Origin of the sequence: Planktomarina temperata RCA23 (genome assembly GCF_000738435.1) — a bacterium.
GTDB classification, from domain to species: domain Bacteria; phylum Pseudomonadota; class Alphaproteobacteria; order Rhodobacterales; family Rhodobacteraceae; genus Planktomarina; species Planktomarina temperata.
This window is the reverse complement of record NZ_CP003984.1, coordinates 814762-830635: the sequence shown is the minus strand read 5'-3', so window position 1 is coordinate 830635 and position 15874 is coordinate 814762. Positions and strand designations below refer to the sequence as shown.

Sequence of the window (15874 nt, the reverse complement as noted above, 5' to 3'; positions counted from 1 at the left end):
TATGGCAGATCCGGCAGTGGAACCAGAGGGCGAAGAAGACGCCATCGTAGAGCTCACAGGCACTCAAAAGTCAGCTATTCTGATGATGCTCCTGGGCGAGGATGAGGCCGCAGAGATCCTCAAAAACCTCTCGCCACGAGAAGTGCAACACTTGGGCGGGGCGATGTATTCGGTACAAGGGGTGGAGCAAAACACGGTGAACGCTGTGCTTGATGAATTCCTAGCCATCATCAAACAACAGACCAGCCTAGGCCTCGGCGCCGGAAACTATATTCGCAACGTCCTGACCAAAGCCTTGGGTGGTGACAAAGCGCAATCCGTGCTCAGTCGCATTACCCCTGCTTCCTCCGAGCGACCCATTGAAATTCTAGACTGGATGGATGCCCGCGCGATTTCCGAATTAATCCTTGATGAGCACCCGCAAATTGTAGCGCTAATTATCTCCTATCTCGACTATGGATTGGCGGCTGATGTTCTTGGGCTTCTGCCACTCGAGCTGCAACCTGAGGTCGTACGTCGAATTGCAACCTTAGAAACCGTACAACCCGATGCCGTGCGCGAGCTTGAGCGCGTGATGCAGCAAAAGTTTCAGGCCAACACCACGCTACGCGCGTCTCAAATTGGCGGCGTAAAAGCAGCAGCCAAGATTATGAACTTCACAAAAACCGCGATGGAACAGCGGATCATGAAAGATATCAAAAAGGAGAACAAGGACCTCATGCAGTCGATCCAAGACAATATGTTCGTCTTCGACAGCTTAGTCATCTCCGACGAGCGTTCCTTGCAAACATTGTTGCGGGCTATTGATGCCGAGCTCTTGGTGCTTGCGCTTAAAGGTGCTGACGAGGTTCTGCGAGAGAAATTATTTAGCTGCATGTCAACCCGCGCCGCCGCCAATGTCAAAGACGAGATGGAAGCGCTCGGCCCTGTCCGCCTGACGGAAGTGCAAGAGGCGCAAAAACAAATCATCGCCGTCGCACGCAAGATGTCCGATGATGGCACAATTGTATTGGCCGGCCGCGGTGGAGATGAAATGGTATGAGCGCGGAATTCATCCCCCATGGCGGCTTGATCCGCGCCGATGATCTCCAACAAGGCGTACCGTTGAAACCGTCGGAAATCACTCAGTTCATTCGAACAATTGACGCCGAAGTCTTTGAGAGGAAGCACGCAGCGGCGGAAAACTCATTCCAGCCCAAAAGCCTATTTGATCTGGCCAAAGCTGCCTCTGAACGTGAGGTCGCTCAGGTTTTGGATGCCGAGATCCAATCTCAAACCGAAGCCGAAAGCCTGCGCGAACCGCTGGAGACCTTAGAAACGTCAGAAATCGACAACACGCCCCCCCTTGAGGCCACGTCCGAACCTCAAGATAGCACAGAACCAGAGCCGACAGAAGATCTGGCTGACGATCTGCCAACACCCGCATCAGCCAACCTGCTTACACCAGAACCAGAGGCCCCGGAAGAAATGGCCACCACCGCGGCCACTGAGGAAGCCTATGAACGCGGGTTTCTGGACGGGCAAAAATCTGCGGAAACCGAAGTTGAACACATGATGTCCCACGCGCTTGGTCTCTTGGACCAAGTCACGCAATCTTTTGCGGTGCAAGTTGACGGAGCGATAGAGGAGCTTGCAACATCCATTGAAGCAAGTGTTCTGAGCCTCGCCTCGTCACGTGCGGGCATGGCGATTGATGCGGTCCCAGAGGCTTTCCTCCAGAGAATCAAGACCCTGGCCAATCGCATTCATAGCTCCGCGACCCACCCCATTGTGCGGTTGAACCCCCTCGACCTACTTGTGCTAAAACCCATTCTGGAGCAGTCTCAAGACTTGCTCAATCTTCGCCTCGTGAGTGATGTAAATTTACAGCGTGGAGATATCGATCTTTCCCTTGAGAGAATCCGTCTCACCGATCTGTTACCACGCGTCGACCAGCCGGCGCAAAATATTACTTACACGCCATTGGTTCTGGCGGCCGACGCTGTCTTGCCACAAAGGCCACCCGAGATCGGAGAAACTGCAAACGAGGAACAGCCCGTGGAGGATCCGATGTTATGAGCCAAAGTGCCGTTGCCATACTGTCCCGCCGCATTGAAAAAATGGCGACTGCCCCCACCCTCGTAGCCTCTGGGCGCGTGACGCAATTTGATGGTCAAATCATTGAGTGCGATGGATTTCCAGTATCCGTCGGCTCAATCTGTCACGTCACCGGCCCAAGTGGCACTATCATTGACGCCGAAATCATTGGCTTCAAGAACGGTCAGAATGTTGCTTTTCTCTATGATCAAAACGCCGATATCGAAGTTGGCGCCTTGGTTTCTGTCGCCAATAATGGACGCGAGGTTCAAGTGGGCGAGTCTTTGCTTGGCAGGGTTATTGACGCACATGGCCACCCCTTTGATGGTCTCGGGCCTCTGCATCTGGCTGAAACTTGGCCCCTTTATGGAAAATCTGTCAATCCACTGGACCGCGCGCCCATCACCCAACCTTTGGACGTCGGTGTGCGATCGGTGAATGCGCTGCTGACTATCGGCAAAGGCCAGCGGGTAGGAATCGTCGCCGGATCGGGCGTTGGCAAATCCGTCTTGCTGTCAATGATGACCCGGTTTTCTAAAGCAGATGTCATCGTCGTGGGCTTGATCGGTGAGCGGGGCCGTGAAGTGGGCGCCTTCGTCGAGCAAGCCATGACAGCAGCATCCCGCGAAAAAATTTGCGTTGTCGCAGTACCTGCGGACCGGGCGGCTCTGCTCCGCATCCGCGGCGCAAACCGCGCCACTGCCATTGCCGAATATTTTCGTGCCAAGGGCAAAGATGTGCTCTTGATCATGGATTCCTTGACCCGCGTCGCCCATGCCAAACGTGAAGCCGGATTGGCCATGGGTGAGCAACCTACAGCCAAAGGCTATCCCCCATCCGTCGTATCCATGATTCCCAATCTCATCGAACGCACAGGAACAGGCGGGTTGGGTGAAGGGGCCATAACCTCAATTTACACCGTTCTTGCCGATGGAGACGATACCACCAATGATCCAGTGGTGGATACAGCTCGGGCAATACTAGACGGGCACATCGTTCTATCGCGCAAACAAACCCAGTTAGGCATTTACCCCGCGATTGATCTCACCACCTCGGTGAGCCGCGTCATGAATGAGATTACCGATACCCAACACCAAAAGGCGGCACAGAAATTCAAACGCCTAGTGTACCTTTACCTGGAAAATCGGGATTTGATGTTGATGGGCGGATATGCGGCTGGGCAGGATCCAGAACTGGATCTCGCCATTGCTTTGTGGCCACAAATTACAGCCTATGTTGCACAGCAAGCAAATGAATCTGCCGATTACACCACCTGTAAACAGAACCTTATTGACCTAATGGCTGAATAAGATGTCACGCAAAGCCCGCCTGTATGAATTGATGGTCAAGCGCGAAAACATCGAACTTCGCCGCAAGGCCGAGGTGCTTAACGAATTAATCAGTGATCAGGACGTCTTGCGCGATCTCGATCAAAAACTCGCACGAATGGTGGAAGAAAACCAGCTCGAACCGGGGCCTCAAAGCGTCCAAACGTTGAGATCTAAAGCCTGGTACGGTCGCGAAATGGCACGCCAACAAGAATTTACCGCCAATAGGTTGGAGTTTCTTGGTCAAGAAATTGTCACCAATCGAAATTTATTGGCACAAAATAAGAATAAAGAACGTATTATCGCCGATAAAGCGCTTGAACATCGCAAGGCCGTAGCCCTTGACAACGACCAACGTGCTGAAACTTTAATGCCGTCCAAACCTCATAGCCGGCGTTTTTAGATAAGTTGGCATCAAATTTGCTATCTTACTGTGACGCTTTAACGGGAAAGTCGCGAAATGAATGACCTGGGTCTAAATCTGGACGGTCCTAAACCGCTGAAGGGCGTGTTAAATGTCCTGGGCAGCGCTGCGGTTACACCCCACGGCGGGCAACAATTCGCAACTGTCTTAGAAAATAGCGTTCAATCTGATCTGTCTCAAGTTGAGGCAGCGCTTGAGAACCGTGAACCGGTCCTTACGCAGCCCGCGGCGAAATTTACCTGGACACCGCCTATCGATGAAATTGAGGTTCCCGGGACCATCGCACACCACCCCGTCGATCCCATTACAGATGCGGCAATCTTGCCTGATCCTTCGATGCCAAGCATGGAGACGCCAGCCACGAGCGATGCCGTACAGCCGATTTTGCAAGAGCAACCGGCGAAGCTGTTGGATCTGGCGGAGACGCCTGAAGTCGAACTGACTATTACGCCGCAACCCAAGGCAACTGCAAATCTGCACATCGCTCCTATTGCCGAGGATAATCCTAAACTTAAGACTGAGACTGATGCTGACATTAATTTGGGCACCCCGGCCACTCAGCCGCAGTATAATTCAGAGCCAAATCCAACCGAGCAACTCGATGCGATGCGCCTTGAACCTGAGGGTAACGCTGCGTTGGTGGAGTCATCTCCAACAATAGAAACGCCCGTCGCCACCCCACACATTCTGGACATCCCCGCATATATCCAAGATCCCAAACAGCCATTAACTCTGCCCTATGATGCCACGAAAAACGACTCTAAAGTCATGGCGAAACCAGATACTATCCCAAACATTATGGCAGAAACAGATCCGGATCTCAAAGTTCCAGAGGCAGTCAAACCACCTCAAATGCAAATGAAGGAGGTGGTGGAAGCGGCACCGTCACGCGTCAACCCAGATGCGAAACTTGATATCACCAACAAACCCATGACGCCCGAGTCGGGCCGGCCAGAAACGGTTATTCCGCCCGTTAAACACCTCACAAATACCAACACACTAAAGCAGAAAAATAACTCCTCAACACAATCCGTTAAGACCGCGCAACCATTACACACAGCCCCTATTCGCAGCGAGGCAATTCCTGACGCAAGATCAGAGAATGGGGCCATAGATGCGGCGGCGGCGCCAGCAAACTTGGCATCAAAAGAGACCAAAAATGGTGAACGGCAAGTCTTTAGTTTGAGAATCGATTCCGAACCAAAAGACACGCGCGGCTCAGTCCGTAGTGAAGCCCACATTCAGCCAAAGTCTGCGCCAGCAAACTTGGCATCAAAAGAGGTCAAAAACGGTGAACGGCAAGTCTTTAGTTTGAAAATCCAGTCCGAGCCAAAAGACACGCGCAGCTCAGTTCGCAGTGAAGCCCACATTCAGACAGATTCAGCGCTAAAACTAGAGCAAAATCCAAACTCTACCACCCCGACACGCGTCGACTCGCAGCCACCGGGGGCTACTCCAACACCAATAACATTCGAGTCCCTCGGTGACCGAAATATGTCACAAAATATCAAAGAACTTGCCACTCAAACCGGTGGAGAGCGTCTTCAAACCTTCGCATCTGCATTGGTGTTAAACACGCGTGACGTGCAATGGGGTCAGCGCTTGGTTGCGCAAATAGAGAAACTGTCCAGCAATGGAGAGGGCAAACTTGAGCTTTCCTTAAGACCAAAAAACTTAGGGGATATGCACATAAGTCTTGAGTTTAAAGGTGATGAAGCACAAGTTCGTATCGTCACAGAAACAAGCGCGGCATCTCGCGTCCTAATTGGCGCTGAAGACAGATTGGCGCAGATGTTAGACGCGGCGGGATTCAAATTATCCAGCTTGTCAGCCTCCTCTGAAGGCGGCTTAGGACAGGGACTCGGCCAACATACCCGGCAAAAACAGCAGTCAACGCCAGGCGGTACCAAAAACCGAGATACAGAGACCGGAGCCGATTCCAAACGCACTGGTGAAAGCCACAATGGCACCGTAAACGTTATTGCGTAAGTATCAGGAGATATACGATGGCAGATCAAGAGACAGATGAACCAAAGAAAAAAGGTGGCCTGGTAAAAATTATCGGGTTGGTTCTTGGCGGCCTCTTGCTGGTAGGCGTCGGTTTAGGCGCTGGCTTTTTTATGTTTGGCGGGAATGGTGCTACTCCAAGTGCTGAAATTGAGCAGATCATAGAGAGAAAATTAAAGGAAAGCGGTCAACTGCCCGAAGATGAAGCAGCAGAAGGCGAAGCGGAAGGCGAAGAACCTGCTCTCAACAAAAAAGAAACCCCGAAAGCTGACACATTTGTGACATCATATTTTGAATTTGAAGGTAACTTTACATCGAACCTTAAAGACTCGCGCAAGTTTCTACAGTTGGGCGTTGGAATTTCGACACAATATGACGAAACAGTCATAGAGAATGTTGAATTGCATCAGCTTGCGCTTCGCTCGGAAGTATTAGGAACGGTCAGTGACTTTACCGAAGAGGACGTTAAAGGAAAGATTGGACGTGACGCATTGGCAGCTCGTATAGTTGAAGCAATCAACGCTAAGCTTGAACAGCTTGAGGGTTTTGGTGGCATTGACAGTGTGCATTTCACATCATTCGTCTTACAATAAGGTACGCGTAAATTATGGCCTCATCAAAAAAATTAACTTCTGAAGAAGTAAACGCGCTTATAGCTGGCCTTGACGGTAATGGTGAGGGCTCCGGCATTGTTTCAATGGGTGAGGAGGTTGACGTTAAGCCATTTTCCTTCGGCTCTGATGATTTATCGTTGCTCGGAGATTACTATGCATTGCGAATGATTAACGAGCGGTTCTGTCGATTTGCAAGAAGTGTCTTTCTACCCATGCTTCGCATCCAACCGCGCATTTCTTCCTTTCCGCCGGAAGTTAAAACCTTCGATGAATATTCTGCTGATGCAGATAGTTTCATGAGCTTAACAACAAGCCGAATTGATGAATTACGCGGAAATAGTCTTCTAGTCGTCGCTCCAAACTTCATCTCATTGCTGACAAACTCCTATTATGGTGGAACAGCAGTGCGTCCCATACGACGTGTACCGGGAGAATTTACGGCAACGGAGCAGCGCGTCATTGAAATTATAACAAGTGGGTTGATGGATTCTTTGCAAGTTGCGTGGAAGGATTTAATGCCGGTCACATTTGCAGTGCAGGGTCACGAAGAAAATATGCAATTCGCCTCATTTGTGGATAATAGCGATACAGTAATTGTCTGCACATTTCTGGTCCAGCTGCCAGGTAGCGAACCAGCAACCTTCGACATCGTTTATCCATTGCAAACTTTAAAACCAATCGCATCTCTTCTAAGGTCTCGTGTTCAATCGGAGCATGTGGCAGAAGATATGTCGTGGCGTCAAAAGTTAGAACGCGCAATCTTGAACATTCCATTGGTTGTTACCGCGGAGTTAGCAAAGCCAAAAGTGTCTATGAAAAATTTGCTAAATCTCCAAGATGGTGACACCTTTCCCATGCAAGTGCACAATGGGATTAAAGTCCTTGTCGAGGGAAAAAATCTGTTTACCGCAGAACTTGGCCAGGTCGGTCCACAAGCTGCACTGCACTTGCGCGATCGTGTTACCACAAACAACAACCCCGAATAGAAAGTTTTGAGAATGTCAGAAAATTCTTCTTCCGAAACACCGCTCGACCAGAAACTTGCCCGCGATGGTAGCGAGAACCTTCGTGTGTTAGAAAATATCGACGTTCAAATGACCGTTGAAGTCGGGCGCTCTGAGATCACAATTCGCGACCTATTGCGTTTAAGCGAGGGCTCAGTACTTGAGTTGGACCGCTTAGCAGGGGATCCGTTGGACATTCTAATTAATGGAACAATGATTGCTAAAGGCGAAGTTGTTATGGTTGGAGAACGGTTTGGGATCCGTTTTGGAGAGATCATAGAGCCTGAGAAACGTGTTGAGGTATTGTAAGGCTCCGAATGTCATAATTTTGACATTTAGTGACAGTACAGCCCAACACTCTGATATTTTTATATCTTATTGAGGATACGTTAGTTTGGCACGATAATTGCTTCCTTTACTTCAGGTAAGTAGGAGCGATCATGTCAGACGTACAACCGTATCAAATCGTAATCATACTGATATTTCTGGGTGCCCTATTTGTAGCGCAGATCGTCATTAAGAGATTGGTTGCGAGCGGCAGGGTCACGCCAATTCAAAGTGACATGCAGATCGTCGAAACACTCCGCCTAAGCCCAAGGGAAAACCTTCATTTACTCTCGGTGAAGGGAGAGAATTTTCTACTTTGTATTGGAAAGACCGGCACGAGCAACATCCTACCGGTCTCCAATTCAGTCGAGGAGAAACTTGATGCGTAAGCTCAGACTTGCTCCTTACCTTCTTGTTTTGCTTACTGTAGCCACACCGGCTTTTTCGCAGTCTTTTGACCTTGGAGGCCTGCCGGCTCTCACGACCGAGCAAAATCTCGACGGGGAGGTAACATACTCGCTATCTTTGCAAGTACTGGCGCTCATGACTGCCGTTACGTTGCTGCCATCCCTGGTTTTAGGTATGACATCCTTTACGCGCATCATTATTGTTCTGTCGATCCTACGTCAGGCATTAGGGACTCAGCAAACTCCACCAAATCAGGTGCTCATTGCCATCGCATTGTTTTTATCATTGTTCATTATGCAGCCAACTTTGACTGAGATATACAACGTAGCCCTCTCTCCCTTCTTGTCAGAGAGCATGTCGGCAGAAGTGGCGATTTCAGAAGCTTCCGCAGTGATGAAAGATTTTATGGTGGCGAATACGCGCAGCGACACACTACTAATGTTTAGCGATATGGCTGGAGCGGACGGATACGAAAGTAACGCCGACATTCCGTTTTCGACCTTGTTACCATCCTTTATAACCTCCGAATTAAAGACGGCATTTCAGATTGGGTTTTTACTATTTCTTCCCTTTTTAGTCATCGATATGGTGATTGCGTCAATCCTAATGGCCTTGGGAATGATGATGCTGTCACCAATGCTCGTTTCCCTACCCTTCAAACTTCTCCTCTTTGTGTTGGTGGACGGTTGGGCTCTTACGGTCGGCTCTTTAGCCGCAACATTCGTAGCGACGTGAGGCAATATGGAATTTGATGGCAACATAGAGTACTTACGGCTTGCCTTCTGGCAAATCATTATGACCGCTGGACCGGTTCTCGGTGTGGCGCTTGCGATCGGCCTTTTAGTTGGCGTTTTACAGGCGGCGACATCAATCAATGAGATGACCCTAAGCTTTGTGCCAAAACTGATTTTAGTGTTGACCACAATTGCACTGCTTTCTGGTCTAATGATGACACAAATGTCGAACTATTTCGCGTTCATATTTCAAGAAATTTCTTTGGTGGGCCGGTGATACCGCTGAATGACATCGCGTTTGGTGCCCTCCCCGGCGCTCAGATGCAGGACCTGTTGAATTGGCTTTTGCAAGTATTGGTCATGAATTTGCGGGCCGGCGCATTTTTGATCTCAGCACCCTTTTTTGGATCACGCATGTTGCCCTTGCAGGTTCGTATTGTATTATCTTTTGCTTTGGGCGCATTTATTATGTCCCAGGTTGCCCCACCAAACATTGCAATATTGACCTCCTTTATGGTCATACCTCTCGTCATTCAGGAACTGGCTATTGGTTTAACCGCCGGTCTTACCTTCATGATTATATTTGCAACCGCAGGGTTAGCAGGCGAAAAAATCGCAGCCACCTCTGGACTGTCTTTCTCAATGCAAGTTGATCCCAGCGGATCAGGCCAGACCCCCGTGGTGAGCCAAATTTTAACCCTATTTTGCTTGGTTATCTTCTTCTCTATCAACGGTCATTTGCATGTCATGGGATTGATTTTGGAGAGCTATAAGATTGTTCCAATTGGAGCGCCCCTTCTCTGGGGTGTGCTCATTCAATCTGGTATCGACGCCGGTGGATTGATGTTTTCTTTCGCGGCAAGCATTATGTTACCGATCGTTGCGGTGTTGTTTATCATCAACCTAGCAATCGGCATCATAACAAAATCTGCACCTCAACTCAATCTGTTTTCATTCGGTTTTCCCATAACAATTTTCAGCGTATTCGTATTGATCACGCTTTCAATTTCACCATTTGCCTGGGCCTTTTCAGATTTAACGGCCTCAACAACCGAGTTTTTAGGAACTTTAATTCAAGGAATGCGAGATGGCTGAAGGTGGCGACGATGGCCAAGAAAAGACAGAGGACCCCTCCCAGAAACGCCTAGATAAGGCGAAAGAAGACGGTGAGGTTTTATCCTCTAAAGAACTACAAGTCTTCATGACCATGTCGATGGGCGTGGCGTTAATCTACGCCCTATATGTATTCTTGCCGCCACGCATGGGCCACTGGATTGCCTTCTTTGAATTTGGCGACCTTAATCAGTTAAATAGTTATATCATGTCCCGCATTGGGGACGCGATGGCGATTTTTATCGTCATGTCTGCAATCGTTGGTCTGCCAATTATGTTGACAGTTTTGGCCACCCAAGGCGCTTTGAGCGGTGGGATCAACTTTGCTGTCAAGTCGATGCACTTTAAGGGCAATCGTATCAATCCATTGAGCGGTTTTAAGCGTATGTTTTCAATCAACGGGCTTATGGAACTGGCAAAGGCAGTTGCCAAGGTCCTTTTGCTGACCGCAGCATTCGCCACGGTAATTTGGCTTATTTTGCCAGTATTATTAAATTTATTGAGCACAAACCTCAACTCGGCACTTTCTGAATCCTTCTCTGCGTTGATGCTGGCGCTCGGCGCTTCCCTTATTGTCTTGGCCATTATTGCAGGAATCGATCTCGCTTATGCCATTCATAAACACACCAAAAAACTCAAAATGAGCCCTCAGGAACTTAAAGATGAACATAAGCAATCCGAGGGTTCACCCGAGGTTAAATCCCGCATTCGGCGCCTCCAGATGGAGGCCAGCCGTCGCGCTTCCGAACAGGGGGCGGCGGTTGAGCAGGCCGGAGAAGCAACAGCCATCATCACGAACCCTACTCATTTCGCTGTAGCGCTAAAGTATGTTCCGGGAGAGATGAAAGCTCCTGTTATTTTGGCCATGGGACGTGGTAAAATTGCAGAACGTATCATCGCGAAGGGGGAAGAATCCAACGTTACAGTTTTTCGTAGCCCTCTGCTCGCGCGAGCTTTATACTTCACCAGTGAAATTGGTCAGGAAATTAATGATGGAGTTTACACCGCCGTTGCAGCTGTTTTGGCCTATGTGTTCCGAGTAGATCGCGGCGAGATACCGCCAGAGCCGATGTTCGAAATTCCAAATGAGTTGCAATTTGATGAATTCGGCAAAGCATTGAAAGGAAATTAGAATGGCACGCAATCGAAGACGCGGCATTGGTGAAATTATTTCCACAATCGCCTTTTTTGGCATGTCAGCATGGCTGGCACTTGAAGCGCTTGCCTTGATCGGTACGGTCCCGCAGTTTCAGGTCTATGGACTATTTGCCGCGTCGTTGATGTGTTTACTGGGTGGTTTGCGGTTTGTGATCGTGGAAATTGTAAATGCTATCAAGTCGGCGCGAAAATAATGAGTGAAAAGCCTTCCTATATTCCTTGTGGCATATGCCTAAACTATTTCGTAACATTTGATGCAAAACGTCCGCATGGATGTAAAAAGTTTGGTTTCAAATCAATTCAATCTCCAAGTTTCGCGGTTTTTGCGGCAACTGGCACGAATTGTGCTCTGTTTAAGAGTAAGTTTCGACCTAGCGACGATGCCAAGGTCAAAACAGGCAGGAGAATGAAATGAGTTCCAATATCAAATCTGTCGAAGATAGCATCAAAATTGCTTTGGACGCCGCAGATGTTGCGACAAATGTGACTGATGAATTCGCACGCATAACCAAAGATTATTCAGCCGTGGAGAGCGAAGTGAAGAAAATATACAGAAGCGCGACCATAGTTTTTGTTAGCTCCGTTGCGGCCAGTTTGATCGCCGTAGTTGTGGCGTCTATGATGTATTACCGCACTATGGAATCCATGGAGACCGCAAATAACACCTCACTCGAAGCCTTGGTCATTTTCGCAGAAAATGTTGATAAACTTGCCGCAAGCACCACCGCCCTCGATGAAGCGATGCAAGAACAAGAAAAGCTGATGACCGCGACCGAAGATGCCAATGAAGCGCTTGCCCGAATTGAGGCGCAGCAAGAGGTGTATGCCACGGTCACGCAGGATGGTTTAAGCGATATGACGGAAACCAATCTGGCGTCAGTGTCTCAATTTAGCTCAAGTGTTTTGGATAAGATCGATTCCGATCTGGCCAACCATTCCGAATCGATCACCGTCGCTATTGCTCAGCTCGAGCTGGCGCAGGCGCAATTGATTGAGGCTTTTGCGGCACAAGAAACTGCGAATTCCGGCCCACAAACACCTATGGCTGAGGTGACCACAAAGATTGAAGCCATTCTCATGCTGCAACGGGAGATTTCGGCAAAAATCACCGCTGCAAATTCACCGCCCACGCGGACCCGCACAGCGCCAAAAGCGAAATCGAAATCGAAATCGAAAACTGTAACTCCCCGGCCAAAGGTCGACGACCCAATCAGCTTTCCCTAAGGAAATTTTATGGCCCTTGAAGACGAACAGATAAACCCGCAGGTTTCCGAGGCAGAGGCGCCCCCGATCCGTCAATTTTTGAAGGTTCAGAAACAGGGAATGGGTCGCGCGGCGGTCGCACAACGTATCAAAGAGAACGATATCCTTGTGGCTATCGACGGTGAGCTTTTTCTTGGTGACAAAGAGACACTGAAAGCAGTTTTCGAAGATTATGATCCGACAATGGTGGATGATGTGGCATGGCTCGTCACCTTCTGGCGCGACGGGGTCTTTTTCAATGTTTGTTTTCACACTCCGTTGCGGGCGGATTTCGATTTTGTATCACCGGAGGAGGCCATCGAGGTCAGCGAAGGCTTTAAGAAACTGAAATTTGAGCCTATTGAAAGCTACCAAAACTTCGAAATCTTTCGCGATCTTCGCAAAAATGCAGCGATGCATCCCACTGCACCGGATCCTCTTGCCACTTATGCACCGTTGCTTTGGATGTTGGGCAATCGACTTTACTACCCGATGCTGGCCATTACCATCGTATATGGCGTCACCGCGGTGACGAATATATTATTGTTTATTCTCGGGTATATCCTGGTCGGACTTTACGTCAAACGTGCCCAGTTGAATTTGCTGCGGTCTTATCATCTGTTTGAAGACAAGTTTTATTGGATGGTCATTGGAGCCACCAATGAAATCGAAGTGCGACAGACCTGCCGCGCTTTAGATCCTGGTGTATTGTTCCCCTTCGATAAAGCAGAGCCGCCGCAAAAGCTGAACCGCCTACAGCGCAAGGCCATGCGCGAGCAGCAACCCACGACCGAAACCTAAGCGCATTACTTCGGGTAGGCCCGAAAGAACCAGTACCGGGGCATGCCACGCATGTCTGTGGCGCCCACTTATATTTTTTGACTAAATGATTTCCCTCCCATGTCGTTAAGCTGACCAAGGGGGGGTAAGATGCGGTCGACTTTCATAAACGAACTCCCCATTTCCGCCTTGCCGCGCGAAACCGTACGCGCAAGAACTGTCCTGATGGGCAATGGCATGTCCACTGATCGGGTCATTTTCCTGAAAACTGGCAAGGCGCGCGGTCGAGACGGGTTTGTCTATCACGCAGGCCATGTTTTGAACTTTAAAGAGTTTCTGGGACTCTGCAGCTATCAAACGCCCGTGACCTGTTTGCAAGACTGTGAACTTGTCCATATCCCAAGGCAGCTGATCCGAGATACCCTATGTATGGAAAACACGCACACTTGGACCTTGGCCCGCGGATTGGCCTTGGATCACCTGATGACCCAAAAGGCCCTGTAATGGCAGACTTGAGCCAACTCAAAGCCAGCGCCCCGGCCAACGGAGAGGTTGTACATCTGTTTCATTCAGAGGTACTTTTTATTAAAGGTATGCCGATCACCTCAATTTATATCATTTCCAAGGGTTCAATTATAATTTTCTCCGGTGATGGTGGCCGGGTGGTACGCTGGGCAGGGCCACATCAAATTCTAGGTATGAATGAAGTGATGTGCGGCGGTGCATGGAAGGGTATTGGCATTGCACAAGGCAACGTCGAATTGGTCGCCTATAACCACATGAACCTACGCGCTGTGATCGATAAAATTCCCAAAGCACATAAACGCCTGCTCGACGATCTGCTTTTGACAAGGTCGAGCGAAGAGCCCTAGTAGACGCGTGATCTTAGGAATGGCCCGCCATGATAGCTTCGCGGCGCCGTTGGAAAGAGGAGGGGATTTTTTGGGACATGCGATATTTCGCGACGGTACGACGCGCAAGTATAATGCCTTCTTTCGCCATAATAGTCACTATAGCATCATCGCTGTAAGGCGCATTCGGGAGCTCTGTGTCAATCAATTTCTTGATTTTGAACTTGATTGCTGAGGCGGCCTCAATGCCATCTTCACCGTCCGATTCAACACCGACGCTGAACATATCCTTTAATCGAAAGGTCCCCTGCGGTGTCGTCATCATCAAGCCAGAGGTCACGCGGCTCACAGTGCTTTCATGCACATTAATCGCATCAGCCACATCACGCAGAATAAGTGGACGCAAAGCGCCAATACCTTTTTCCAAAAAAGCCGTCTGCCGCTTCACAATCTCGGCTCCTACCGCCATCGTCGTGGCATTGCGCTGCTCAACAGCGCTTTTTAGCCAACGCGCACCGGCGACCCGCTCTTTCAAAAAGCCTTTGTCTTCGTCGCTCGCGGCTGATTTTAAGGCAGCCTGCGCATAGTCTCGGTCGATTTGCACACTGGGCAAGGTGCTGCGATTCAGATCAATGCGCCAACCATCACTATTTTTGGTAACAATGAGGTCCGGCGCACGGATGGGATCGGCGCCAGTTTCAAACAATGTTCCAGGTTTCGGATTGAAACTGCGTAGCAGGTTGATCATGTCACGCAGCTGTTCACTGGATACGCCACATTTTTTCAAAGCCTTCATATCCCCTGCGGCCAGGACATCCAAACTGTCCAACAGGATTGCAAATTGCGGACTGTTGTTGTCATGGCTTGCAGCCTGCAGTTGCAAGCATTCTTTAAGGGAGCGGGAAAATAGACCTGCGGGCTCTATGGTTTGCAGCTTGGCCAAAACCGTCTCAGCCACAGCTTCCGGAATATTCAATACCAGCGCCATATCTTCGATAGGCTGCCCCAGCCACCCAGAGGGCTCCAGAGCCTCCGCAAAGGCGTAGCCTATCATCCGCTCCTTCGGGCAGGTCAACATACGGTCAATTTCGGCGCAGACATGGGCATAAAGCGATGGGCCGCGCTCTTGCACGGTTGTGGCAATCAGGTCCCAATCCTGTGCGCCGGCGGCGCCGCTGCTGCTCGTGCCGAGATCTAACAGGTTTGAGTCAAATGTATTGTCCATACCCTCGGAGGTCATGGGACTGTCGGCCGCCTCATTGCCCGATTTGATATCCGTTGCATCAGGGTCGATGGACGCTGGCATCGGCTCTTGCGCATCAAGCGGCTCTGACTTGTCAACCGTTTCTGAACTGGCAACTTCAAGAAATGGGTTTTCTAAAGATTGCTCTTCGATGAATTGCTCAAGTTCAAAATTGTTCATCTGAAGTAGTTTAATAGCCTGCTGTAACTGGGCCGTAATAACCAGTGACTGTTTTTGCCTAATCGCTTGTGATGCCACGAATTTCATAAACTGAACCCCCTACAGTCGATAAAAGCCAAAAAATATTCCAATCCAAGTATTGAATTTGACTACCACTGTACAGAAATGTGACAGATTTAATTATTATATTTTATTTTCAATATTTTATATATATTTTTCGTTGTCAAATTGATGACACCGCTTTCTGAAATTTGAAGATAAATCCTCGAATAATCCCCGTTATTTAAGAAATATCCTTTTTTTAAAACCTATTTCACATATGAAACTAAACTTTTCCTAATCTGGTCGTTTGAATACTCAGAGGCCACTAGCGCAATCTGCACTC

The 15874-nt window shown here is 49.2% G+C and carries 19 protein-coding genes; 18 read left to right on the top strand and 1 reads right to left on the bottom strand.

Translation table 11 applies throughout. From position 1 onward, the window contains the following. Window position 1 precedes the first annotated feature (1 nt). The 18 genes from fliG to RCA23_RS03895 all read left to right on the top strand — a co-directional run bounded on the left by fliG (window position 2) and on the right by RCA23_RS03895 (window position 14087). Entirely contained in the window at window positions 2–1042 is a 1041-nt protein-coding gene (gene fliG / locus RCA23_RS03980; protein ID WP_044049196.1) for a flagellar motor switch protein FliG, read from the top strand. Next, the gene (locus RCA23_RS15920) at window positions 1039–2058 is read left to right on the top strand and encodes a FliH/SctL family protein (RefSeq protein WP_052377019.1); all 1020 of its coding nucleotides are present in this window, start codon (window positions 1039–1041) and stop codon (window positions 2056–2058) included. Before fliG ends, RCA23_RS15920 begins: the two co-directional genes overlap by 4 nt. Next, window positions 2055–3386, top strand: a complete 1332-nt coding sequence (locus RCA23_RS03970; RefSeq protein WP_044049195.1) for a FliI/YscN family ATPase — start codon at window positions 2055–2057, stop codon at window positions 3384–3386. Before RCA23_RS15920 ends, RCA23_RS03970 begins: the two co-directional genes overlap by 4 nt. Window position 3387: 1 nt before the next feature. Continuing rightward, the gene (locus tag RCA23_RS03965) at window positions 3388–3807 is read left to right on the top strand and encodes a hypothetical protein (RefSeq protein WP_044049194.1); all 420 of its coding nucleotides are present in this window, start codon (window positions 3388–3390) and stop codon (window positions 3805–3807) included. A gap of 57 nt (window positions 3808–3864) precedes the next feature. Continuing rightward, window positions 3865–5817 (top strand): flagellar hook-length control protein FliK, encoded by a 1953-nt coding sequence (locus RCA23_RS03960; RefSeq protein WP_044049193.1) that lies wholly within the window; start codon window positions 3865–3867, stop codon window positions 5815–5817. A 17-nt stretch (window positions 5818–5834) separates the two neighbouring features. Then, window positions 5835–6428, top strand: coding sequence for a flagellar basal body-associated FliL family protein (locus RCA23_RS03955; RefSeq protein WP_044049192.1), 594 nt, complete (start codon window positions 5835–5837; stop codon window positions 6426–6428). A 14-nt stretch (window positions 6429–6442) separates the two neighbouring features. Beyond that, complete coding sequence (fliM, locus tag RCA23_RS03950) at window positions 6443–7435, top strand: flagellar motor switch protein FliM (RefSeq protein WP_430903336.1); 993 nt, start codon at window positions 6443–6445, stop codon at window positions 7433–7435. A gap of 12 nt (window positions 7436–7447) precedes the next feature. Continuing rightward, complete coding sequence (fliN, locus tag RCA23_RS03945) at window positions 7448–7762, top strand: flagellar motor switch protein FliN (RefSeq protein ID WP_044049190.1); 315 nt, start codon at window positions 7448–7450, stop codon at window positions 7760–7762. Window positions 7763–7893: 131 nt separating this feature from the next. Further along, window positions 7894–8169 (top strand): flagellar biosynthetic protein FliO, encoded by a 276-nt coding sequence (locus RCA23_RS03940; RefSeq protein WP_044049189.1) that lies wholly within the window; start codon window positions 7894–7896, stop codon window positions 8167–8169. Then, on the top strand, window positions 8162–8923 hold the full coding sequence (gene fliP / locus RCA23_RS03935) for a flagellar type III secretion system pore protein FliP (RefSeq protein WP_044049188.1): 762 nt from the start codon (window positions 8162–8164) through the stop codon (window positions 8921–8923). The genes RCA23_RS03940 and fliP overlap by 8 nt, the downstream gene beginning before the upstream one ends. A gap of 6 nt (window positions 8924–8929) precedes the next feature. Beyond that, window positions 8930–9199: a flagellar biosynthesis protein FliQ gene (gene fliQ, locus RCA23_RS03930; RefSeq protein ID WP_044049187.1), complete on the top strand. Its 270-nt coding sequence runs from the start codon at window positions 8930–8932 to the stop codon at window positions 9197–9199. Further along, window positions 9196–10017 carry a flagellar biosynthetic protein FliR gene (gene fliR / locus RCA23_RS03925; protein ID WP_052377018.1) on the top strand — a complete coding sequence of 274 codons (822 nt, stop codon included), beginning with the start codon at window positions 9196–9198 and terminating at the stop codon, window positions 10015–10017. Before fliQ ends, fliR begins: the two co-directional genes overlap by 4 nt. Continuing rightward, the gene (locus RCA23_RS03920; RefSeq protein WP_044049186.1) at window positions 10010–11167 is read left to right on the top strand and encodes an EscU/YscU/HrcU family type III secretion system export apparatus switch protein; all 1158 of its coding nucleotides are present in this window, start codon (window positions 10010–10012) and stop codon (window positions 11165–11167) included. The genes fliR and RCA23_RS03920 overlap by 8 nt, the downstream gene beginning before the upstream one ends. A gap of 1 nt (window position 11168) precedes the next feature. Then, on the top strand, window positions 11169–11387 hold the full coding sequence (locus RCA23_RS03915) for a hypothetical protein (RefSeq protein ID WP_044049185.1): 219 nt from the start codon (window positions 11169–11171) through the stop codon (window positions 11385–11387). A 217-nt stretch (window positions 11388–11604) separates the two neighbouring features. Beyond that, window positions 11605–12417 (top strand): hypothetical protein, encoded by an 813-nt coding sequence (locus RCA23_RS15915; RefSeq protein ID WP_052377017.1) that lies wholly within the window; start codon window positions 11605–11607, stop codon window positions 12415–12417. 9 nt (window positions 12418–12426) lie between these two features. Next, complete coding sequence (locus tag RCA23_RS03905) at window positions 12427–13236, top strand: hypothetical protein (RefSeq protein WP_044049184.1); 810 nt, start codon at window positions 12427–12429, stop codon at window positions 13234–13236. A gap of 129 nt (window positions 13237–13365) precedes the next feature. Further along, entirely contained in the window at window positions 13366–13719 is a 354-nt protein-coding gene (locus tag RCA23_RS03900; protein ID WP_044049183.1) for a cyclic nucleotide-binding domain-containing protein, read from the top strand. After that, window positions 13719–14087, top strand: a complete 369-nt coding sequence (locus RCA23_RS03895; RefSeq protein WP_044049182.1) for a cyclic nucleotide-binding domain-containing protein — start codon at window positions 13719–13721, stop codon at window positions 14085–14087. The genes RCA23_RS03900 and RCA23_RS03895 overlap by 1 nt, the downstream gene beginning before the upstream one ends. 13 nt (window positions 14088–14100) lie before the next feature. On the opposite strand, the gene rpoN is transcribed toward RCA23_RS03895, so the two are convergent. Then, a complete protein-coding gene (rpoN, locus tag RCA23_RS03890; protein ID WP_044049181.1) occupies window positions 14101–15576 on the bottom strand; it encodes an RNA polymerase factor sigma-54 in 1476 nt (491 codons plus the stop codon). Between the last annotated feature and the right edge of the window lie 298 nt (window positions 15577–15874).